Genomic DNA, 21,432 nt, shown 5'->3' on the forward strand with positions numbered 1-21,432 from the left:
TCGTCTGAAATAATCAATAAACCGTCGGGCGCGAATGGGTCGAGTCCGACGGCCTGACAGTGAATCTGGAGGTTATCATGCGTTTCCTTTCTCTCGTGTTGCCCGCTCTGACCATGGTGTTGGCTTTCGGCGCCCTCGGCCCGACGGAGGGCTCGGCCTCCGCGGCGATCTGTTGCGGCGCGACGGTCTGCCAGAGCCTCGATCCGCCCCCGATCTGCGAGACCTGCACCCCGACGTGCACCGACGACGAGCCGATGCCCGTCGCCAGTGAGATGGTCTACGACGCGGTCGAGGGCATCTGCTACGAATCGATCGATTCCGGCCCGACCCCGTGCGACTCCGCCGAGGGCGCGCAGAGCGACGAATCCGCCGAGTAGCCTCGCCGCCATCGGCCGAGAGCGCGGCGAATGACGCGTAGAAACTGACCTCGACCAGGCGCTCGTGCCTGCCGAGGGACGGTCGATCGTTCACAATGGCTGCGCCGGCGGGCCCTACACGACGTAGAGCCCGCCGGCCGCTTTCCGCTCGACGCTCGCCCGCCCTGGGCCATGGCCGGCCGTCACCCGTTCATCCTCGCCCGGCTTCGACCGCTCGCTCGCGGGCGCCGGGCCTCGCGATCCGTACAATAGACATAGCCGCACGGGCGCGCTCGACATCATGCAGTCGCACGAATTCTCGAGCCCGCGGTGGCCAGATCTGGACATCTGCTGGTCGTGTTCGAACTTGCGGCTCACCTCCGATCGGCCGTATCTTCTCCGCGATGAGGGTGGCTCGCAGTGATGTCATTGCGCTCGCGTCGCTGGCGGCCGGCGAGCGGCGGCGATTGTTCGACGACCTGTTTCGCGTCCACGAGGCGTGCTTCGCCGGCGCCAGCCGCGAGGCATTCGCCGCCCGGATCGGCGCCGCGAGGGGCGAGCGGCCCGTGATCGTCGTCCACCGCACCGCCGCCGGCGAGGTCGTCGGCTACTTCGCCGGGCATGAGTTCCGGCGCGAGCTCGGCGGACGCGGCTGCGCGATCCTCTGCGGCGACGGCGGCCTGCTGCGCGAGTACGGCGACGGCCTCGCGTTCGGCCTCGATCTCAAGACCGCGCGCACTCTGGCCCTGCAGGCCCCGCAGCGGCCGCTGGCCTACCTCGGCTGCCTGGTGCATCCGGCCGGCTACGAGCGGCTGGCGCGGTCCCTGGGCCCGATCCGGCCGGGCCCGGGGCGCGCGCCGGACGACGCGACGCGGGCGCTGATGGCCGAGCTGGCCGAGGCTTGCGGGCTCGCGCGGGTCGGCGACGATCCGCTGGTGCGCCGCGTCGGCTGGGCCGCGCGCGAGACCGAGGCCGAGCGGACGTTCTGGCGCCGCAGCGCGCGCCCCGACGTGCGCTTCTTCGTCGCGGCCAACCCCGACTACGACCAGGGCCACGGGCTGCTCGCACTGGTGCCGCTCGGCGTGAAGGACATCGCGGCGGCGACGGTCCGGTCCGCCGCGCAGGCGAGCTCGCGCGAGCTCGAGGCCGCCGCCGACCGGGCCCGCGGCCTGCCGCTGCTGTCGCGCTGGCTGGTCCCGGCCGCGATCGTCGGTCGGCTGCGCGCAGTGCCGCTGTTCGAGGGCCTGACGCCGGCGCAGCTGGAGAACCTGGCCGAGCGCGCGGAGCTCGTGCAGGTGCCGGCCGGGCGGGTGCTGGTCGAGCGCGGCGACAGCAGCGGCGACCTGTTCGTGATCGCCGGCGGCGAGGTGCTGATCGTCGCGCCGGGCGCGGCGAGCGAGGCGCAGGTGCTCGACCGCCTCGGCTCCGGCGAGGTGTTCGGCGAGATCGCGGCGCTCACCGGCGAGCCGCGCTCGATGACCGTGCGCGCCGCGACGCCGGCGACTCTGGTGCGGATCGCCCGCGCCCAGCTGCACGCGGTCATGGCCGCCGATCCCGCGCTGACGGCGAGTCTGTGGGGCCGCCTGAGCGAGCGCCGCTTCGACGACGTCACCGCCGGCGAGGCGGCGTTCGCCGGGACCACGCGCGAGTCGCGACGCGAGCACCTGCGCCGGGGCATCCCCGCGATCGTGGCCGCCGGCGAGTCGCAGGCGTGGCGCGGCGTCGGCCACGTGTTCGTCGCCGGCGGCGAGGTCGACTGCGAGCGCGGTCCGACCCGCATCCGCGGCCGCGCGCCGCTGCTGCTCGCGGTCGGCGACGAGCTGCGACTCACCGCACTCGCAACCGCGCGAATCGTCCGCCTGCCGGCGATGACCGCCCCGGCGGCGGAGTCCCGGCAATTCCGCGTGCACCCGCTGCTGGCACGATTGAGCGACGAGACCTTCGCGGCGCTGCTGGCCGCTGCGCGGCCGCTCCGGGCGCTGCGCGGCCAGAGCCTGTTCGCCGCCGGCGACGTCGCCGACGCGTTCTATCTGGTGCGCTCGGGCGCGGTGGAGATCTGCGTCGACGATGTCGTCGTCACCACCCTCGGCGCCGGCGAGTGCTTCGGCGAACGCGGCTTCGACCCCGCGCACTCGGGGCGACGCACCGCGAGGGCCCGCGTGGCCGCCCCGAGCGACCTGCTGCGCGTCCCCGGGCCGGTGTTCGCGACCCTGGCCGGACCGCAGCTGTTCGCCGCGGCACCGCCCGCGGGCGGCGTGCGCGACGATCTGGCGCCGCAGCTGCGCGCCGCGTGGGCCGACGCGCCCGCGAGCGCCGTGGCGATCCACCACCTGCCCGCCGGCGCGGTGATCATGCGCGAGGGCGAGGTCGGCGACGCGGCATGGTTCGTGGTCGAGGGCGCCCTGCGGATCGATCGCGGCGGGGTGACCGTCGATCGCGTCGGCCCGGGCGAGTGCGTCGGCGAGCGGGCGCTGCTGATGCACACGCCGCGCACCGCGACGGTGATCGCCGAGACCGCGGTGGTGGCCCACCGCGTCGACGCCGGCGAGTTCGCGGCCTGGACCGCCGGGCATTCGCGCCTGCGCGATCTGTTGGCGACCGTCTCCGCGGTCCACGGCGCCGGCGGGACGACCGTGCACTGCGGCTCGTACGAGGGACGCGCGAGCATGACCGCGGTGACTCGCTTGCCCGACGGCCGCCTGTTCACCGCGACCAAGCTGGTCGACGAGCCGCTGCTGCTGCTCACCGCGCACGACGGCGGCGGGCCGCCGACCGGTCAGCTCGAGCACGCGCGCGCCCCCGCAGGCTCGCGGCGACGGCTCGAGGTCCGCGGCGATCGCCCGCTGTCGCTGCTGCTCGAGGGCGACCTCGGGCCCGCGGCCGCGTACGGCGAGCGCCTGCGCAGCGACCGGCCGCTGACCCTCGGCGAGCTCGAGCGCTTCCGCTGGACCGGCGAGCTCGGCGCCCCGAGCTCCGGCCCGCGCCGGCTGCTGTGCGGCTGCGTCGGCCTCACCCGCGCCGATCTGCAGGTGCTTCAAGGGACAGGTTGCGACAGCGCCGAGGCGGTGTGCGCCCGCACCGGCGCGGGCGGCGTGTGCGGCGGCTGCGTGCCGCTGGTGCGCCGACTCCTCGCCGACCCGGCCACCGAGGCTCCGGCGGCCGCCGACGAGGTCGACCTCGACGGCCTCGAGGCCTCGCTCGACGCGCCGCGCCACGTCGACGGCGCGCGCAGCCTGGTCGGCCCCGAGTCGGCCACCTGGTCGGTGTACGGCGAATCGGTGGCGATCCTCGGCGGGGCGCGGGCGCTGCTCATGCAATTCGCCCACCCCGCCGCGCAGGGCTTCGCCGAGCACTCGAGCTTCCTCTCCGACGCCGGCCAGCGCTATCACAGCACCCTGCAATCGATGTACAGCCTCGCGTTCGGCGACGGCGCGACGCTGCTGCGAATGGCCCGCACGATCCACGAGAAACACGCCCGCGTGTCCGGCCGCTACGCCCGCACGTCCGGCCCGTTCCGCGCCGGCGATCGCTACTCTGCCAACCAGATCCCGCTGCTGCTGTGGGTCGCGGCCACGGTGACCGACACCACCGTGCACACCTACGAATCGCTGGTCGGCCCGCTGTCGCTCGCCGACAAGGACCGCCTGGTCGCCGAGGCGGCGCGGATGTACGGCCTGTTCGGGATCCCGCGCGACCGCCAGCCCGCCGACTGGCGAGCCTTCCGCGCCTATGTCGACGGCGTGCTCGCGTCCGAGATCCTCCATGTCAGCGAGCACTCGCGGAAGCTGGCGCGCGCGGTCCTCACCGCGCCGACGCGGGCGAGCGAGCCGGCCTTCGCGGTCCTGCGCCGGCTCACCGCGCGCTGGCTGCCGCCGACCCTGCGCACCGCCTACGGCATGGACGAGGGGCCGCTCGAGCGAGCCGCCGGCGCCGCGCTCGAGCGGGCCCTGCGAGCCGCGGTGCCCCGCCTGCCGCCGTCGCTGCGGATCTGCCCGGCCCGCCTCCACGCCGAGCGCCGCCTCCGCGGCGAGGACGGGCCCGATCCGGCCGGCGTGCGCGTCGAACAGCTCCTCGCCGCGGCGCTCGGCGTCCGCTGAGGCGCCGCTCACGGCGCAGCGGCGACGCCGAAGACCGCGGCCATCCGCTCGACGTCGAGGCGATCGACCAATCGACTCAGCGCGCGATGGATCACGAACGCGGTCGGCAACGACAGCGGCCGCCGCCACAGCGGGCGCGCCAGCGTGGCGAACGAGGGCGGCCGGCGGTGCTTCAGCAATTCGTCGTAGAAGGCGTGGCAGAGCTGAAACCCCAGACTCGACGCGCGCAGGCTGGCGAGCGAGTAGCGATCCAGCGGCGCGTCGAAGCCGGTCTGGAGCGCCTCGGCGATCGCCTCGCCCGCGATCCGCCCCGAGTGCAGCGCGATCGGGATGCCGGCGAAGATGATCGGCGTGTTGAGGCCCGCGGCGTCGCCGATCAAGATCAGCCGACCGTCGCGGAGGCGCGAGAGGTGGCGATAGGGGATCCGCGCCCCGTGCACCGCGGCGACCGGGAGGTCGCCGACGAGCGCCCGATAGCGCGGGCGCGCCAGCAGCTGCTCGAGCACCGCGCGCGGCTTGTCGACCGCGATCCCGGCGATACCGACGACCAGCAATTCGGGGTCCTTGGGGAACACGTAGGCGTAGCCGGTGCCGAGCAGGTCGGGCTCGACGTAGAAGTCGAGCGAGGTGATGCCGTGCCTCGTGCGATACCAGTGCTCGACCGCGATGCCGCACATCGACTCCGGCAATTGCTCGGGGAACAGCTTGCGCCGCACCGTCGACATGCAACCATCGGCGCCGACCAGGAACTTCGCCCGCGCCGCGCCCTTCGAGGTGCGCACGGTGAAGCCGTCGGCGTCGCGCTCGACGTCGAGGAGCATGGTGTCGAACAGCACCTCGGCGCCGGCCGCCCGCGCGGCCTCGGCCAGGTGCTCGTCGAAGCGGTTGCGATACACGGTGCGGTAGCGCATCGGGATCGTCAGCAGCCGCTGGACCGCGTCGCGCACCCGCACCTTCGGGGTCGAGAAGCCGAGCGCGCCCGGGATCCCGTAGGGCTCGAACAACACCTCGGGGATGCCGCCGCCGCACGGCTTGTGCCAGCCCGGGCTCTTCTTGTCGACGAGGAGGACCGAGGCCCCGCGCGCCGCCAGCTCGCGCGCGCAGGTGGTGCCGCTCGGGCCCCCGCCGACGAGGATCACGTCGTACTGCGCGCGCATCACGAGGCCTCCGCGGTCGGTCGCGCCTCCTCGAGCCGCGGCACGTGGACCGTGCGCGCGCGCGTCGTCGCCTTGACGACGGTCGACGGCGTCACCTCGACCACCACCGGCGCCTGCGCCGACAGCTGCGCCCCGCCCTGCTCGACCAGCACGTCACCGCTGGCGACGATCACGAACGCAGCGTCGACCACGGGCAGCCGAACGCCGGCCTCGAGCTCGGCGGTGCGGCCGCGCCGGGCCCACGCGAACCGCTCGTCGCGGCCGAGCTGGCGGTGACGGCCGACCGCGCGCAGGTGGTCGTCGAAGATCCGGGCCGCGAAGACCTCCCAGATGGCCTCGCCGAGCGGCGCGCGCTGCATCGCCGCGCGCAGGGCGGGCCCGGGGATCCGCACCAGAGTGGTGGGAATCACCGTGCGCACGGTGGCCCGGCGACGGCCGCCGGCCAGCACCGCGATCTCGCCGAACAGCGAGCCCGAGCCGAGCTGGTCGATCATCCCCTCGCCCTCGGCGGCGGTCGCCTGCACCGCCACCGCGCCGCGGGCCACGACGTACAGCTCGTCGCCCGCGTCGCCCTCGCGGAACAGGGTGTGCCCGGCGGGCAATGCCACGACCGACGCCAGCTCGACCACGCGTTGCAGGTCGGCGCCGTCCAGCGCGGCGAACAGCGGCACCGCCTGGAGCTGCCGCCGCACCGCGCGCGGTCGCAGCAATCGATCGACGAGCGGCAGCCGCTGCACCACCGCCAGCGTCCCCTCCATCAGCAACCTGGCCCGCTCGCGGGCGATCCGCGAGGCGATGCCCGTGAGCATCGAGGCGGTGATCGGGAACATCGTCACCAGGCCGTTGCCCTGGCTGTACGCCGGGTTCATGGCGATGAAGAAGCGCACCGCCGGCTTGTCGGAGCGCCGCCAGTAGTCGCGCTCCGCCTCGCTCTCGCGCGTCGGCATCGACCCGGCGCGGATCAGCGGCTGCTCCGCGTCGATCCGCCGCATCTGGAATTCGTCGGCCAGCTCGACGATGAAGTCGTGCATGTCCGGCGGCACCGGCTCCTCCGGCCGCGGCCAGAACACGTCGACGTAGCGCGCCACCTGCAAGTAGCTCGACGGGTGGACGAAGGAGCCCATGCCGTACATCGGCCGCCCCGGGTGCGCCAGCCGCTGCTTCAGCAGCACGCCGAGCGCCCAGCCGATGTTGGCGTTGCGCCCGCGATAGGCGCGGAGCATGCCGACCGACGAGCGGACCACGGTCGTCGGCACGCCGCGGAATCGACGCTCGAGGAAGTGAATGGCGAAGTAGCCGACGATCCGGTCCTCCGCGTTGCGGTGCAGCAGGATCGTGGTGAACTCCGACTTCGGCGAGACCATCCCGTGGACGATGTACTCGCGGGTCGCCCCGGCGAAGATCTCGGCGTAGACCGCGAGCAGCGCGTCGGCGAGCGCGTCACGCTCGGCCGCCGACATCGTCGCCGGGACCACCGCCTCGCTGCGGACCACCCGCTCGCGCCGCTTTCCGACCGGCGCGTTCACTGCCCGCGCCCCTTCGTCTTGAGCAGCTCGCGGTACACCTTGGCGCTGAGCGGCGCGAACATCTCGAGCACCCCGATCTCCTCGACCGTGAGCTCCGGGTGGTACGCCTTGAGCAGCAGGACCGCGCGCTGCTGGTCGGTCCGGTTCCAGGCCTCGTGGTCGAAGGTGTCGTCGAAGATCACCATGTCGCCGCTGGCCCAGCCGCGCGTCTCGTCGTCGACGCGGATCGCGGTGTCGCCCGGCGGCACCGCCAGCGGCAGGTGCAGCGTCAACTTGGCGTTGCTGCCGCCGAAGTGCGGCGGGATGTGGGTCCCGGGCTCGAGGACCGAGAGGAACAGCTCGAAGCGGTCGAGCTGGGCCGGGCCGAAGCGATCGGTGATCGCCTTGATCGTCGGCACGCGCTCCAGCAGCTCGAGATCGGGCTGATAGTCCTTGAAGAAGAACAGGTTCTTCCAGCCGCGGATCCGCTCCGGCTCGACGGACAGGTGATCATACGGCACGCCCATGCGCGAGGTGTCGAGCTCGCGGATCTCGGCCGCGATCGCCTCGCGCCCGGCCTCGAACGCCACGATCATCTCCGTGAGCCGCCCGCACTGCTCGCGCGTCCAGAACGGCCGCGCGGTCAGCCCCGGCGTGTGCACCCAAGTCGGCCGCTGCCGCTCGTCCGCGACGGCGGCCGATTCGAAGCTGGAGAGGGTGCTGGCCGCGATGCGGGCGACCGCGGCGGCGCCGTAACGCTCCGCTGCGGCGGCCGCGACCGCGGCGATGCCTCGATCGACCTCGGGAATTCCTGTTTTCATACGGATGATCGCCTGCTGACAGTTGTCTCGCGCGGGTGCCCAGCAACAATCGAGCCACCGCGGCCTGGACTCTACGGCGACGCCATTCTCGAGGCAAGCGGCGCGTGCAGCCCCGCGTTCGCTCGCGGCCGATCGGCGAGTCGGCAAAATCGGCCGGCAAAACTCGCCGGTCGATCCTGCCGACCCGGAGAAACACCCTTATCCGCGCGGCATGTCATTCGCGTCGAGCCAGGGCCGCGGCCCCGCCGACGCGGACGTCGACGGCACGCCGGCCGCGAACGCGCGCGAACGATCGGTGATGCTGCCGCTAGCGACGACCCGGCGGCCGTCCGCACTCGCTGAACCTCGCCAGCGCGGCGCGAACCCGCGGCGCTCCGCCGGCCGAGTGAGGACGGCTGCACGTGGCCGACCTCGTCACGAGCACGCCACGGTCCAGCGTCGGGTCCGTGCGCTTCGACGAGTCGCTCTCACGAACTTCGGCCGAGCCCCGCTCCCACCATTCGGGCGAGGCCTGCTCCCATGAATAGGGTGATTGCATTGTCGCTTCGCGGCGCGGGAGGTCTCCGGCGCGGAGGAGATTCGCCGAAACGAACACCTGTCCTATCGGCCAGCTTCCGCCTCGCCGGCGAACGACCGGCCATTTCGCGGCTCGCGCTCGGGGGGCCGCTGTTCGTCGCGTCATGGCGGGTCGCGGTCCGCGCGGCGCGAGAGGGAGCCCACGTTCACCGCGAACGCCGCGATGTCCGGTCGTGAGGCGAACCGGGATAGGGTCGCGCCGCGTGTCCCTCTCGACCGCCAACCTCGCGATCTTCACCGCGATCACCGCGGTGCTCGACGGCGTCGATCGCCGACCCGCGGCGCTGGCGACGGTGATCGGTCGCAGCGGTTCGGCGCCGCAGGTGATCGGCGCGCGGCTGTTGCTTCACGACGACGGCCAGATGTGCGGCACCGTCGGGGGCGGAGCGATCGAGGCCCAGGTGCTGGCGGCGTGCCGCGCGGTCCTGGACGACCGGCGTCCGCGGCGGGTCGCGGCCAACCTCGTGCGCGACCTCGGCATGTGCTGCGGCGGCAGCATGGACGTGTTCGTCGAATACCTGGCCCCGCCCGGCGCGGAGGACCATGTCTGAGCGCCGGTCCGCGCGGCTCCTGCGGCTGCTCGCCTGTCCGCAGCACTGCCTGACCTTCGCGGCCCTGACTGTCGGCGAGGCGTGGCTCTGCGTCCGCGCGAGCGCGCTCCCGTTCGTCACGTCCGCGGGCGCGTGGCTCGTCGGGCTCGCGCTCTGGACCCTCCTCGAGTACCTGCTGCACCGATTCGCCTTCCACCTGCCGCCGGCGCACCCACTCGCGCTGTTCGGGGCGCGCCAGCACTTCGACCACCACGCAGCGCCGGAGCGCACGCCGATCACCAAGCCACTCGTGCTCACCGCGCCCGCGCTGCTGGCGGGTCTCGCCGCGGCGAGCTGGCTGACCGGCTCCGACCTCGTCGCGCCGCTGTGGGCCGGCCTCGTCGCGGGTTACCTCGGCTACGAGGTGATGCACGTCGCCGCCCACGTGCTCGCGCCGGCGGAGCACCCGCTGTCGTCGTTCCAGCGCGCGCACCTCGACCACCACGTCGACATCCGCAGCAACTTCGGCATCACCAGCCCGCTGTGGGACGTGCTGCTCGCGACGCGCCGGCGCTGAGCCGTCACGTCGGCCGCCTGCGCCGCGGTCGCAGGTCGAAGCGATAGCCCGCCTGCACCACCCCGCGGGCCAGGAACGGCGCGCCCGCCAGCGGCGCCTGCAGCTCGACGGACAGCTCGAAGCCGCGGGCCGCGAAGGTGAGCCCCTGGCTGACGATCACCCGCGTCACGCCGTTGGTGTTGGCGTTGCCGACCGGCATCGCCCCGTACACGCCGAGCCGCAGCCACAGCAGGCGGTGCAGCTGGACCTGCGAGAACAGCGACGCCTCGACCTCGGACCGGTTCATCGGGTTGACGATCGGGGCCGGGCCGTGCGCGTGGTGGTCCCCGCCCGAACGGGTCAGCGCGCGGCCGAAGCCCGCGGTGCCGGAGAACTGCACGCGGCCGCGATCGACGAGCCACCAGAACTCGGGCATGAGCATGACGTGCCCCATGCCGAGGCCGGCGTCGGCGCTGCCGGTCGGGAAGGTGGCGCCGAGGCCGAGGCCCGCGGTGAGGTGATGATGCGACCACGAGGGGATCGGCGCGCGCACTGCGAGCGCGAGGTCGCCGATCCCGACGTGAGCCAGGCCGTTGCGCACCAGGCGATAGGCCGGCAGCGTCAGCTGGACCGAGACGCGCCGGTGGCTGTAGCCGAGCATCGGCGCGAGCCCCTCGAAGTCGCCCTCGTAGCTGCGGTTGCGATAGCCGGCCGCGTCCATGCGCACGCCGACGCTGAGGCCCGGGTTGCGCCAGGTGGTGCCGCTCCAGCCGTGACACTGCTCCGCCCGCGCCGGCGTGGCCCACAGCAGCGCCGCCGCGACGATCAGGGCGCGCCGCACGCGATCCACTCACCCAGCTGGCGCCGCTCGTCCTCGGTGGGCTGCGGATCGCCGATCGGCATCGCGGTGTTGACCGCGTCCGGGCCCGCGGCGGCCCCCTCGTCGATGTGCTCGAGCTGCTCCCGCACCAGCGCCGCGGTCTCGAAGTTGTGATCCGACGGCGCCCCGCTCCGCTGCGAGCCCGACAGCGAGGTGCTGTGACAGCGCGTGCAGTAGTTGCTCATGAAGTCCTTGCCGAAGCTGTCCCAGGTGAGCGTCGAGTCCTCGGGGCAATCGGCGCCCGACGGGGTGCCCTCGCCGTGATCGTGGCCGTGCTCGCAACCCGAGGTCACGAAGAGGACGAGCGCGGCGGTGAGGCCCAGCAGGAGACGGCAGCTTCGCATGACGCCAGGATGCCGAGGTCTCGCGCAGCGGCGCACGCCTGCGTCACCGTGTCGCACGTCGGCGCCTCCTCCACGAGCGAGGCCCATGCGGCAGATCGTCGCACTCCTCCTGGCCAGTCCCGCGGATGCGGTCGAGCGGGAGGCCGGGAATTCGCGGCCATCCTGTCCTCGCCGGGCCGGCGCCGCCCGCGGAGGGGTCTGCGGAGGTGACCGCGCCGGACGCGGTGGCGCGGACGACGGAGCGACCGCCGCCGCCCGCTCACGCCGAGCCATGAGCCCTGCCCCGAAACGCATGGCGAACTGGCGCAGCCCCTGCTCGGCCGGCCGCTGCAGGGAACATGTCTCGAGGGACAACCCCCGAGCGAGGGCGCAGCTCCGACGGACGTCCGCGGCGGGGCGCAATTCGACGGGTACCCTGGCGCGGTGTCCTGCTTGCGAGGAGCTCGTGCGAGCGTCGAGGTGGCGTTCTCGGTGAAATCGGGCGAGCGGGCGCGCGTGAGGCTGCCTCTCGACCCCGAGGATCCGGCCCCGCAGAGAATCACCCTTCTCGAGCGCACTCACGGGCGCTGCCGGCCGCTCGTGGCGACCGAGGACGAGCGAATGCGACGTCGATCGAACGAGCGCCCTCGGTGAGTGGAATCGCCGCTCCCTCGTCGCATTCGCCAGGTCGCCGTCACCCCGCTCAATTCGCGGCCCGCCGCCGCCAGGCCTGCGGCGAATGGCCGGTCCAGCGCTTGAATGCGCGGTGGAACGCGCTCGGCTCGGAGAACCCCAGCAAATAGGCGACCTCGGAGATCGACAGCCGGCGGTCCTCGAGGTAGCCGCGCGCCAGCTCGCAGCGCAGGTCGGCGAGCTGCTGCTGGAAGCTGGTGCCCTCGCCCTGCAGGCGGCGGTTCAGCGTGCGCACCCCGATCGCCAGGCGACGGGCGATCTGCTCGCAGGTCGGCGTGCCGCCGCGCAGCTCCTCGCTCAGCGCCTGCCGCAATTGTTGAGTGAGATCGCTGGCCGGCGGCAGGCGGGCGAGCACGGCCGCGGCGGCCCGCTCGAGCACCAGCCGCAGGCGGGCGTCGGCGCGCGGCTGCGGCAGCGCCAGCACCGACCGCGGGAAGCGGACCAGCGTCTCCTCGGCCTCGAAGCGCAGCGGGCACGCGAACACGCGCTCGTACTCGGCGAGGTGACCCGGGGCCGGATAGTCGAACCGGATCTCGGTCGCCGCGAAGCCGTCCCCGACGATCCCGCGGAAGCGGGTGAATATGCAGCCGAGCGTGAACTCCGTGGTGTACGGCACGACCAGTCCGAAGCTCGGCGGCAGCTCGAGCCAGAGGCGGCCCTCGTCGTCGTCCTGCTCGAAGCGCAGGTGGAAGTCGGCGCGGATGATGCGAAAGTAGCGGGCCAGCGCGGCGATCCCCTCGCCGAGGGTCGGCGCCTCGTTGGCGACGTAATCGACGACGTCGAAGTGGCCGAAGGGGACGGCCTCGGCGGCGTGCAGCGCCAGCGCGGGGTCGCGGCTGCGCTGCAACGATTCGCGCCACAGCGCCGCGCGCAGGGCCGGCGCCAGGCTGTAGTCGGCGTCGTCGGCGGCCTCGCGATCGATGCCGATGTCGGCGAGCAGCGCCTCGACGTCGACCCCGGCCAGCGCCGCGCCGATCAGCGGCGGGCAACAGGCGGTATTGAGCGGCACGTCGAAGTCGGCCGGCGGTCGCGACATGACCGCGGGTTTGTCGGACTCGGTCAAGTCTTTGACGCGGTCGGTCATCGCTGGGTTTGCCGCGCCCGGCTACGGTAACAGCATGCCCACGACCGATCCAGCAGCGCCTCGCGCTCCTTCGCTCGTCCTCGCGCTCGCGCTCGCGACTGCGAGCTGCGGCGTCGCCGATGCCAGCCCCCAGCACCAGGCGCCCGCGGCCGCACCGAACCCATTCCTCGCCCCGGGGACCGCGAGCGCCCCGCAAGCGCTCGCCGGGCACATCGAGGAGCGGCTGGTGGCCGGCTCCTACGTCTACCTGGCCGTCCGCGGCGGCGACGGCGAGCTGCGCTGGGCCGTCGTCCTCGGCGACGCGCCGCCCGTGGGCGCCGACGTCGCGCTCACCAGCACGGCCCGGCGCACCGACTTCCACTCACCGCGGCTCCGGCGCGACTTCGCCGAGCTGCACTTCGCGGTCCTCCGCTGATCTCAGGAGCATCACCATGTCGATTCATTCCTATGCCCTCCCCCTCTCCCTCACCCTCGCGCTGGCCGCCTGCGGCGACACGGAGGCCGACAGCGACAGCTCCGGCACCACCCACGCCGACGATTCGACCGGCAGCGGCGAAGCGGCGTGCGTCGAGGACGACCTCGATCCCATGCCCTTCGCCGGCCCCGGCTACGACGCCGACAAGGGCGGCCTGCAGGAGCCGCTGCAGGACAAGTACGTGGCGAGCACGACCTTCCTGGTGCTGCGGCCCGAGACGGCGCAGGACTTCGGCGCGACGGTGCAGGCGATGATCCCGGTGCTGACGTCGAACCCGGGCCTGGTCGGCTTCTCGACCGCGACCTCGGCGAAGTGCGGCACTGCGCGGACGCTGACCGTGTGGCGCGATCAGACGGCGATGATGAACTTCGTCGCCTCCGACGAGCACGTCGCCGGCATGACGCGGGCCCAGGAGTTCAGCACCACCGGCACCGTCACCTCGTGGGAGGTGACCCGCGCCGAGCTGCCCCTCGGCTGGGACACCGCGATCGCCCGGGCCACCGCGGCCACGCCGTCCTATTGATAACAGGACGACCTGCCGTCGCCGCGAACGCCCCGCCCGCCATTCGCGGGCGGGGCCCTGCGCCTAGAACGGCAGGTAGAGGCTGCAGAGGAAGTTGTCGTCCCACGTATGCGGGTCGGCGAACTCGTGCCATTGCACGCAGCGGTTGCCGCGGTCGGGCCCGTCGTACCTCCAGTTGAAGAACCACTTGCTGTTGACCGGGACGCACAGGTAATTGTCGTTCCAGGTGTCCGGATCGGCGGGCTCGACGATCTGCGTGCACCGCATGCCCGGGATCGGGCCGGACATCGACCACTGCGCGCCGATGTCCTTGTCGGAGCAGAAGTAGTTGTCGTCCCACGCGTACGGGTCGGCGTACTCGGCGACCTGAATGCAGTGCTTGCCCGGGATCGGGCCCCACGCCGACCACGAGAGCGTCAGGCGCTCGCCGTAGATCGACTGGATCCCCAGGACGTCGTCGTGCCGGAGGTTGGGCTTCGGATCCTGGTAGAACGCGTACATCACCGCCTCCGTGTCGTCCGAGTGATCCAGGCCCAGCGCGTGCCCGATCTCGTGGAGGGCGACCGAGCGCAGGTCGATCACCCCTGTGCCGCCGCCGAGCGCCCAGGTCTCGGCCTCGTCGAAGTGGATGTCGCCGCCGATGCCGCTCCCCGGCGGCCAGGCGTGGGCGAGCACGCTGCCCTGGCCGTCGAACGGCCAGTTGTCGCCGTGGTTGCCGGCGCCGAAGCTGATCTCGATGTCGGCGTCGCTGTCCTCGTAGAACAGCAGGTCGGTCACCGCGCTCCAGCGCGCGAACGCCTCGGCGACCGCGCCGCGGATGTCGTCCTGGGACAGGTCGGGGCTGAAGTTGCGGAAGCGGTACAGGACCTGATGGTCGCCCCACTTCTGGCCCGACGGGGCGTACTGCGCGGGCCCCTTGAGCGGCCGCGGCTGCGCGTAGTGATCGGGGAAGCCGCAGCGCGGCGCCGACATGAGCCGCTGGGTCTCCGCGTTCAACGTGCCGTCGACGACCAGACCGTGGGCCTCCTGGAAGCTCGCGACCGCCTCCTCGAGCGCCTCGTCGAACACCTGCGGGTCCTCCGGCTCGCGCTCCACCACCGGCTTCCAGCCCGGCAGACGCTCCAGCTCGGGGTTGGGGAAATAACCGTACTGCTTGAGATAGGCGTATGCGCGCGCGACCTGTTCGCCGCGATCGCCGACCGCCGGCTCGGGCACGGACACGTCGGCCAGCTCGTCCGCGACGGCGCCCCCCGGGGCGCCGTCGTCCTCGTCCTGCGCGGGCAGCTCGTCGTCGGCCACACACGAAACGGTGAAGCTGCAGCACGCGAGGGCCGCGAGGCCGCGTCGCACGAGACGGTGATGCAATGAAGAAACCATGGCAATACTCCTTATTCCTGGTAAGTGCCCCGATATCGCCGGGGCCGAGTCCATCCAATGTGCGGCGCGTCGACCCGGACCGGATCACCGCCGCCGTCGCATGACGAGACGGCACCCGGCGAAACCCCGTCCACGCGCCTCCGGCCCGACTCGGCGCCGCCCGTGGCAAACCGCACGCCCATCGCCAGCACGGCATGAAACCGCGGGTCCGATCGCGGTAGGTGCGGTGGACCGCGCGCCTGAACTCCGGTCAGGCACACGCTCACCGCTCATTGCACAATGGACGGTGAATCACCCCCGCGACGAGACGGCTCATTCGAATCGACCAGGCGCGGCGCCTTCGAGGTCGCTCTCCCGACGCCCTTCGCCGCCGCGCGCGAGGACCCCGGCCGCGCCTCTCGGCCACAATGGCCGAGAGGACATGTCCCATAAAACAGCTAGTTCGCCGGGACCACGGTGACGGTGTTGGCGAGCTGGACCAGCACGGCCACGCTGTCGTCCGCCTCCTGGTAGACGTAGGCGCGCGCGTACGTCCCCGGGGTGAGCAGCGGGAGGTCGAAGATCGCCTGCACGTCGCCGTCGGCCTCGGCGTCGAAGCCGATGGTGTACATCCCCGCCGGCACGTCGATCGCCTCGGGCGTCTCGCCGAAGCCGAAGTCGTCGACGAGCTGGGTGCCGAACGTCGTGCCGCCGTCCAGCAGGACGTAGATGTCGCCGCGCGTCACCTCGGGGGCCACGTGCGTGATCGGGACGCGGATGTCCGACTGCGCCAGCCCCGAGGCGTCGTCCGCGAGCACGAGCGCGCCGATCGAGGCGAGGTCGTCGTACGCGACGACAGTGTACGCGCGCCCGGGGAGGAGGCTGGCCTCGGCGTCGACGACGGCGGTCTCGACCGGCATGCCCGCGGCCGTGACGGCGAGCCCGAGCGTCCCGCTCGGCACCGTGAGGAACGTCGACTGGTCCTTGAACGCGAGGTCGGTGACGACGCGCTCGCCGCCCGCGTAGACGTCGACGTTCGGCGCGTCGCGCGAGAGGTGCAGCACCCGCACCTGCGACTCGCTGGCGTCGATCCGCGCCGTCGTGGCCCCGTCGAGCTGCGCCAGGACGAACGGCTGGCCGGCGTCCTCCTGCGTCACGTAGACGTTGGCGAGCGTCCCGCCGGGCAGCTCCGGCAGCTCGAAGTAGAGGTCGGGCTTGGCGTCGTCGTTCACGTCCACGCCGAGCGTATAGGCCCCCGGCGGCAGATCGAGCGGCTCGGCCGCGGCGCCGAAGTCGAGGTCGGAGAGGATGCCGGTCGCGCTGCCGTCGGCCGCGACCTGGTACACGTCGACCGGGCCGATGTCCGGTGCGCCGTGGATGGCCCGCACCCGGATCTCGCTGTCCTCGAGCCCCTCGCGGTCGTCCTTGAAGACCAGCGCGCCGAGCTCGGCGACCCGACCGATCGCCGCCGCCGTGTAAGAAGCCCCCTCCTCGAAGGTCAGCTCGGCGCTGAGCACCGACGTCGCGACCGTGCCGTCGGTCGTGATGTCGATCGTCCCCGACGGCACCGAGATGCTCGCATAGTCGGTGCTCGCAGGGAACGCGATCTCACCGAACTCGGCCGGCGCGGCGCCGGCGAACAGCGGCTGGACGGCCGGCGCGTCCGGGCTCAGATGGACCACGCGGAGCCGCTGCTGCGCCGCGTCGATCCGCGTCGTACCGTCCGGGAGCTGCGCGAGGAGGAACGCGGCGCCTGCGTCGTCGACGGTCGCGAAGACGTTGACGACGACGCCCGCCGGCAGACTGGGGATCGAGTAGAGCAGGTCGGGGTTGCCGTCGTCGTCGACGTCGAGGCCGGCGACGAACGGGTCCGTCGGCAGGTCGACGGGCTCGGCGGAGGTGCCGTAGCGCAAGTTCTCTGCGATCAGATCGGGCGAGCCGCTCGCGCCGATGGCATATACGTCGACGTTGCCGACGCCGGCGCCGGTGTGGACCACCCGGACCCGCACGTGGCCGCTGGCGAGCCCCTGGGTGCTGTCCTCGACGACGCTGACCTGCACCTCGGCGAGCTCGCCGAACGCGAAGGCGGTGTAGCGCCGGCCCTCCTCGAGCAGCGCCTCGGCGAGCGTCGCCACCGCGGCGCCGGCACCCGTACCGGCGGCCGCCACCTCGATGGAGTGCTGGCCGACCCCGACGTTCGCCGGCTGGCTGCCCTGCGTGAACGCGAGGTTCGTGACCAGAGTGTCCTGCCCGTCGACGAACGCATCGATGCTGGGCGCGTCCGGGCTCAAATGCACGACCCGCACCTCGGCCCCGGTCTCGTTCGCGGGATCGCGGGTGTCGTTCCCGCAGCCGAGCAGAGCGAGGGTGATTGCAAACACGGAGAGAGCGCGCGTGGGCCCCATCGTCGTGAGTCTCTTTCTAAACATGCGAGCAGCATGGCCGAGCCCGGGCGCGGCGGTCAATGCGAGCCCGCGGCGAGGGCGATGCGTCGCCCGAATTCGGCGGTACGAACGGCGCAGGGCCCCGGATCATGACAATCAGAAGGCGCGATCGCGGGCGCGGAGACGGAATCGCGCGAGCGCGCCGTCGTGGCCGCCGACTGGACGCAGAACGTCGATTCATCCGAGCACGGCCGGCCGGCTGCGCGGGGACGTCACGCGAAACATCATTCGTGAATGGGCCCAAGTGCGACGAATCGCGCGACACCCCGCTCGTCCCTCGCGTCGCCCTCGCCTTTCGTCGCCGACAGGGAGCGACGAGGCGCGCCCCTGCTCGGCGGATCCTCGGGAAGCGCTCGCCGGACAGCGCTTCGCCGGCCTTCATGGTGGCCAACAACCTGGTGAGGCCGTCCGTCATGCCCGCGTCGTACGACCTCTGCGGATCGAACCGCGCGTCGGCGTCCATCCGCGAGCGCCTCGGCGACCTCCGCGGCGGAGAGCGCCCGGGGCACCTTCAAAAAGCCCTCCGCCCGGTATCGTTCGACTTCAAGCTCGTTCAGAACCATGGGAATCCTCGCAGGCGAATCCTCGCGGTCGATTCAGGCCCGAAACGCGTCGGCGTGCTCGCGCGCCCAGGCGGCGAAGGTGCGGGCGGGACGTCCGGTCACCTGCTCGATGGTGGGGACGATCCGGGCCGCCTCTGCCGGAGGGTCGCGCGCCAGCCGGATCCCGAACTCGACGTAGTCCTCCGAATAGCCATAGGACCGGAGGCGCTCGCGCTCCCGGGCCTCGTCGAGCGCCTCGAAGGCGATCGGCCGGCCCACCGCCGCGGCGATCCGCGCCACGCGTTCGGCAGGCGTCAGCGCCTCGGGGCCGCTCAGCGAATAGCGCCGGCCCTCGTGGCCGTCCTGCGTCAGCGCCGTGGCCGCCACCGCCGCGATGTCCGCCTCGTGCACGACCGCGCTGGGCCAGGCGGCGAGCATGCGCACGACGCCGCCTTGCCGGATGCTCTGCGCCCACTCGAGCGCGTTGGCCATGAACTCGACCGGCTCGAGCCGGGTCCAGCCGATCGCGCTGCCCTCGAGCGCCCGCTCGACGGAGGTCTCGTCCCAGCCGCCCAGGACAGTGGCCCGGCGGACGCCCGAGCGCTCGGCGAGGCGGACGAGCTCGTCGCCGTCGACCAGCGACTCGCCCTCACCGGCGAAGGTGATCAGGTGGACCGCGCTCACCCCCGCGAACGCGCGCGCGAGCGAGGCCACGTCCGCGAGGTCGCCCGCGACGACCTCGACGTCGGGCGGGAGGTCGGCCTGCGCGGGGCGCCGCGACAGCGCGCGGACGCGATGGCCGGCGGCGACGAGCTGATGGACGAGGGGCCGACCGACGGTCCCGGTCGCGCCGGTCACCAGGATCGTGGCGGGGTGCTGCAATTGCGTGGTCATGGCAAAACTCCGTGCGAGCTTCGGCCGCCCGTCGGGCGGCGCCCGCAGGTGATACCGCCGCGCTCCTGACAGAACCTGTCAGCAGCGCGCCGGGCCTCGCACGGAGCCCCTCAGGCGGGCACGACGGCGGCGATCCGCGCCGGCAGGCGCACGCGGATCGTCGAGCCGACGCCGAACTCGCTGTCGACGAAGATCTCGCCGCCCATCATGCGGCACAGGCGGCGGCTGATGGACAGGCCCAGCCCGGTGCCGCCGTAGCGCCGCGTGACGTCGGCGTCGACCTGCGAGAAGCCGGCGAACAGGCGCTGCATCTGCGCCGTGGTCATGCCGATCCCGGTGTCGCGGATCGTGAACTCGACGCAGTCGACGCCGGGGAGCGGCATGGTCTCACCGGCAGTGTCGAAGTCGCGGCTGCACGCCTGCCGGCGCTCGACCAGCAGCTCGATGCTCCCGCGCGAGGTGAACTTGCAGGCGTTGCCGAGCAGGTTGAGCAGCACCTGGCGCAGGCGCGTCGGGTCCGACACCATCTCGCCCACCCCGTTGCAGCGGCAGCAATAGCTGTTCTCGTTCCTGCCGACGAGCGGGCGGATCGCCTCGTTGATCTCGACGATCAGGGCCTCGAGGTCGAAGGCGTGCGTCACCAGGTCGAGCTTGCCCGCCTCGATCTTGCTGAGGTCGAGGATGTCGCTGACGAGCGACAAGAGGTGCGTGCCGGCGGAGTGGATCCGCCGGACGTCGTCGGCGAGCTCCTGGTCGTGGTTCTCGACCAGCTGCTCGTGGAGGAGCTCGCTGTAGCCGAGGATCGCGTTGAGCGGGGTGCGGAACTCGTGGCTGACGCTGGCCAGGAACATGCTCTTGGCGTGGCTGGCCGCGGTCGCCTGGTTGCGCGCGTGCTGCAGCTCGGCGTTGAGCTCGCGCAGCGCCTTGAGCGAGCGGTTGCGCTCGACGGCGTAGCGGATCGATCGCTCGAGCTGGCGCGGGCCGAACTCACCCTTGACCAGGTAATCGACCGCGCCGGCCTTCATCGCCTCGACGTCGAGCGAGCGCTCGGACTGGCCGGTCAGCAGGACGATCGGGGTCGTGCAGCCGCGCGCGACCACCTCGCGCAGCAGCTCGAGCCCGGTCTTCTCGCCCAGGCGGTAGTCGAGCAGGCACAGGTCGGGCGCGCCCGTGAACAGCGCCTCGACGCCGTCCTCGTAGCAATCGGCCCACTGCAGGACGTAGGTCCCCTCGCCGATCTCCTCGAGCAGCTCGGAGGTCAGCAGGTAGTCGTCCCGATCATCTTCGATCAGCAGCACCGAGACCGATGTGTGCACCGCATGAACCTCCGCCGCCCCCGTCACGAGGGCCGATGCTCGCCCCCGGCCGCCCACCGGTCCGGGACCCACACGCGTAGCACCGACCGCCGCGCGCCCTCGGTCTCGACGAACAGCTCGCCGCCGAGCAATCGACACACCCGCCGACTGCCCGAGATGCCCGACTCCGTCCACGCGCCCCGCGGCGCCACGCCGGCGTCGGCCTGCGGGATGCTGGCGAACAGCAGCTCGAGCTGCGCCGGCGTCATCCACAGGCCGCTCGCGCGGATCGCCAGCTCCACGCCGTCGACGCCGCCCTCCGAGCGACGCGTCACCGACAGGTGAATACGGCCGCGGCGCGCGAACTTGCAGGTGTTCGCGAGCAGAGTGAGCAGGACCCGCCGCAGGTGCGCGGGGTCCGTCTCGATCGCGCCGATGTCGTCCGCACAGCTGACCTCGAGGGTGTTGTCGTTGTGCCCGACCAGCGGGCGGACCGCCGCCACCACCTCCTGGATGAACGGCGCCAGCGCCAGCGACCTCGGCTGGACCACCGGCGCCTCGCTCGCGCTGGGGCTCATGTCGAGCACGTCCGTCAGCAGCCGCTCCAGCGTCCGGCAGGCCTCGCGGACCTCGCGCGCGTAGCCCTCCGCGACCGCATCACGCCCGGCGAAGCGGGCCTCGAGGGCGTCGTTGCAGGCGACGATGGTCCCGAGCGACTCGCGGCAGGTCTGGCTCACCGCGGTGAGGACGTCGTTCTTGGCCTGGTTGGCGCGCACCGCCTGGTCGCGGGTCAGCTCGAGCTCGCGGTTCAGCAGCCGCAGCGCCGACAGCGAGCGCGCCCGCTCGAGCGCGTAGCGGATCGACCGCTCGAGCAGGTCCGCGCGGATCCGGCTCTTCACCAGGTAGTCGGCCGCCCCCAGGCGCGTGGCCTCGACGTCGAGCCGGTGCTCGTCCTGCCCGGTGAGGAAGATGATCGGCACCTCGACCCCGGCCGTCGCGCTCTGCGCCAGCAGCTCCATCCCGGTCCGCTCGCCCAGCGCGTAGTCGAGGAGACAGACGTCGAACGACCCGTCGACGAGGCGCGAGAGCCCCTCCTCGAAGCTCTGCGCCCACGTGAGGTCGCATTTCGGTTCGTCGATCTCCGAGAGCAGCGCCTGGGTCATGATGAAGTCGTCCTCGTCGTCCTCGACGAGCAGCACCGAAATTCGTCGCCTCATAGTCGCCGGCCTCGTCGCCCAGACTACCCTCCTTCCGCCGACCGCGGGCGCGGCCCGGGCCGGCGGACGGCTGTCCGCGTTGCCGCTCGCCTGCCGGCGGGGCGGCCG

The 21,432-nt window shown here is 72.6% G+C and carries 17 protein-coding genes; 6 read left to right on the forward strand and 11 right to left on the reverse strand.

Annotation, left to right across the window (positions count from 1 at the left end; all coding sequences use genetic code 11):
• The first annotated feature begins 77 nt into the window (after positions 1 to 77).
• Positions 78 to 377 carry a hypothetical protein gene (locus O0S08_RS34180; RefSeq protein WP_269033627.1) on the forward strand — a complete coding sequence of 100 codons (300 nt, stop codon included), beginning with the start codon at positions 78 to 80 and terminating at the stop codon, positions 375 to 377.
• Between the two features lie 383 nt (positions 378 to 760).
• A complete protein-coding gene (locus O0S08_RS34185; RefSeq protein WP_269033628.1) occupies positions 761 to 4,453 on the forward strand; it encodes a cyclic nucleotide-binding domain-containing protein in 3,693 nt (1,230 codons plus the stop codon).
• Between the two features lie 8 nt (positions 4,454 to 4,461).
• Here the strand turns inward: O0S08_RS34185 and O0S08_RS34190 are convergent, their stop codons facing one another.
• Genes O0S08_RS34190 through O0S08_RS34200 form a run of 3 tightly spaced genes read right to left on the reverse strand, consistent with a single transcriptional unit; the run spans position 4,462 to position 7,936 of the window.
• Positions 4,462 to 5,610: an FAD-dependent oxidoreductase gene (locus O0S08_RS34190; protein ID WP_269033629.1), complete on the reverse strand. Its 1,149-nt coding sequence runs from the start codon at positions 5,608 to 5,610 to the stop codon at positions 4,462 to 4,464.
• The gene (locus O0S08_RS34195; RefSeq protein WP_269033630.1) at positions 5,610 to 7,136 is read right to left on the reverse strand and encodes a cyclic nucleotide-binding domain-containing protein; all 1,527 of its coding nucleotides are present in this window, start codon (positions 7,134 to 7,136) and stop codon (positions 5,610 to 5,612) included. Before O0S08_RS34195 ends, O0S08_RS34190 begins: the two co-directional genes overlap by 1 nt.
• Complete coding sequence (locus O0S08_RS34200) at positions 7,133 to 7,936, reverse strand: aspartyl/asparaginyl beta-hydroxylase domain-containing protein (RefSeq protein WP_269033631.1); 804 nt, start codon at positions 7,934 to 7,936, stop codon at positions 7,133 to 7,135. The genes O0S08_RS34195 and O0S08_RS34200 overlap by 4 nt, the downstream gene beginning before the upstream one ends.
• A 779-nt stretch (positions 7,937 to 8,715) precedes the next feature.
• On the opposite strand from O0S08_RS34200, the gene O0S08_RS34205 reads away from it, so the two are divergent.
• Both O0S08_RS34205 and O0S08_RS34210 read left to right on the forward strand, forming a co-directional pair.
• On the forward strand, positions 8,716 to 9,063 hold the full coding sequence (locus O0S08_RS34205) for an XdhC family protein (RefSeq protein WP_269033632.1): 348 nt from the start codon (positions 8,716 to 8,718) through the stop codon (positions 9,061 to 9,063).
• The gene (locus O0S08_RS34210) at positions 9,056 to 9,619 is read left to right on the forward strand and encodes a sterol desaturase family protein (RefSeq protein ID WP_269033633.1); all 564 of its coding nucleotides are present in this window, start codon (positions 9,056 to 9,058) and stop codon (positions 9,617 to 9,619) included. Before O0S08_RS34205 ends, O0S08_RS34210 begins: the two co-directional genes overlap by 8 nt.
• A 4-nt stretch (positions 9,620 to 9,623) precedes the next feature.
• On the opposite strand, the gene O0S08_RS34215 is transcribed toward O0S08_RS34210, so the two are convergent.
• The 3 genes from O0S08_RS34215 to O0S08_RS34225 form a co-directional block, all read right to left on the reverse strand.
• Complete coding sequence (locus O0S08_RS34215; protein WP_269033634.1) at positions 9,624 to 10,439, reverse strand: hypothetical protein; 816 nt, start codon at positions 10,437 to 10,439, stop codon at positions 9,624 to 9,626.
• The gene (locus tag O0S08_RS34220) at positions 10,424 to 10,822 is read right to left on the reverse strand and encodes a hypothetical protein (RefSeq protein WP_269033635.1); all 399 of its coding nucleotides are present in this window, start codon (positions 10,820 to 10,822) and stop codon (positions 10,424 to 10,426) included. The genes O0S08_RS34215 and O0S08_RS34220 overlap by 16 nt, the downstream gene beginning before the upstream one ends.
• A gap of 682 nt (positions 10,823 to 11,504) precedes the next feature.
• On the reverse strand, positions 11,505 to 12,530 hold the full coding sequence (locus O0S08_RS34225) for an AraC family transcriptional regulator (protein WP_269033636.1): 1,026 nt from the start codon (positions 12,528 to 12,530) through the stop codon (positions 11,505 to 11,507).
• 82 nt (positions 12,531 to 12,612) lie between these two features.
• On the opposite strand from O0S08_RS34225, the gene O0S08_RS34230 reads away from it, so the two are divergent.
• Complete coding sequence (locus O0S08_RS34230) at positions 12,613 to 12,993, forward strand: hypothetical protein (protein WP_269033637.1); 381 nt, start codon at positions 12,613 to 12,615, stop codon at positions 12,991 to 12,993.
• A 16-nt stretch (positions 12,994 to 13,009) separates the two neighbouring features.
• Positions 13,010 to 13,576, forward strand: a complete 567-nt coding sequence (locus O0S08_RS34235; RefSeq protein ID WP_269033638.1) for an antibiotic biosynthesis monooxygenase family protein — start codon at positions 13,010 to 13,012, stop codon at positions 13,574 to 13,576.
• Between the two features lie 63 nt (positions 13,577 to 13,639).
• Here O0S08_RS34235 and O0S08_RS34240 read toward each other — a convergent pair whose 3' ends face one another.
• The 5 genes from O0S08_RS34240 to O0S08_RS34260 all read right to left on the reverse strand — a co-directional run bounded on the left by O0S08_RS34240 (position 13,640) and on the right by O0S08_RS34260 (position 21,324).
• Positions 13,640 to 14,953, reverse strand: coding sequence for a matrixin family metalloprotease (locus O0S08_RS34240; RefSeq protein ID WP_269033639.1), 1,314 nt, complete (start codon positions 14,951 to 14,953; stop codon positions 13,640 to 13,642).
• A 437-nt stretch (positions 14,954 to 15,390) separates the two neighbouring features.
• Complete coding sequence (locus O0S08_RS34245; protein WP_269033640.1) at positions 15,391 to 17,361, reverse strand: DUF4397 domain-containing protein; 1,971 nt, start codon at positions 17,359 to 17,361, stop codon at positions 15,391 to 15,393.
• A 611-nt stretch (positions 17,362 to 17,972) separates the two neighbouring features.
• Complete coding sequence (locus O0S08_RS34250; protein ID WP_269033641.1) at positions 17,973 to 18,812, reverse strand: NAD(P)H-binding protein; 840 nt, start codon at positions 18,810 to 18,812, stop codon at positions 17,973 to 17,975.
• A gap of 110 nt (positions 18,813 to 18,922) precedes the next feature.
• The gene (locus tag O0S08_RS34255; protein WP_269033642.1) at positions 18,923 to 20,128 is read right to left on the reverse strand and encodes an ATP-binding response regulator; all 1,206 of its coding nucleotides are present in this window, start codon (positions 20,126 to 20,128) and stop codon (positions 18,923 to 18,925) included.
• Positions 20,129 to 20,151: 23 nt separating this feature from the next.
• Positions 20,152 to 21,324, reverse strand: coding sequence for a hybrid sensor histidine kinase/response regulator (locus tag O0S08_RS34260; RefSeq protein WP_269033643.1), 1,173 nt, complete (start codon positions 21,322 to 21,324; stop codon positions 20,152 to 20,154).
• Positions 21,325 to 21,432 lie beyond the last annotated feature (108 nt).

Source organism: Nannocystis punicea (assembly GCF_026965555.1).
GTDB classification, from domain to species: Bacteria; Myxococcota_A; Polyangia; order Nannocystales; family Nannocystaceae; genus Nannocystis; species Nannocystis punicea.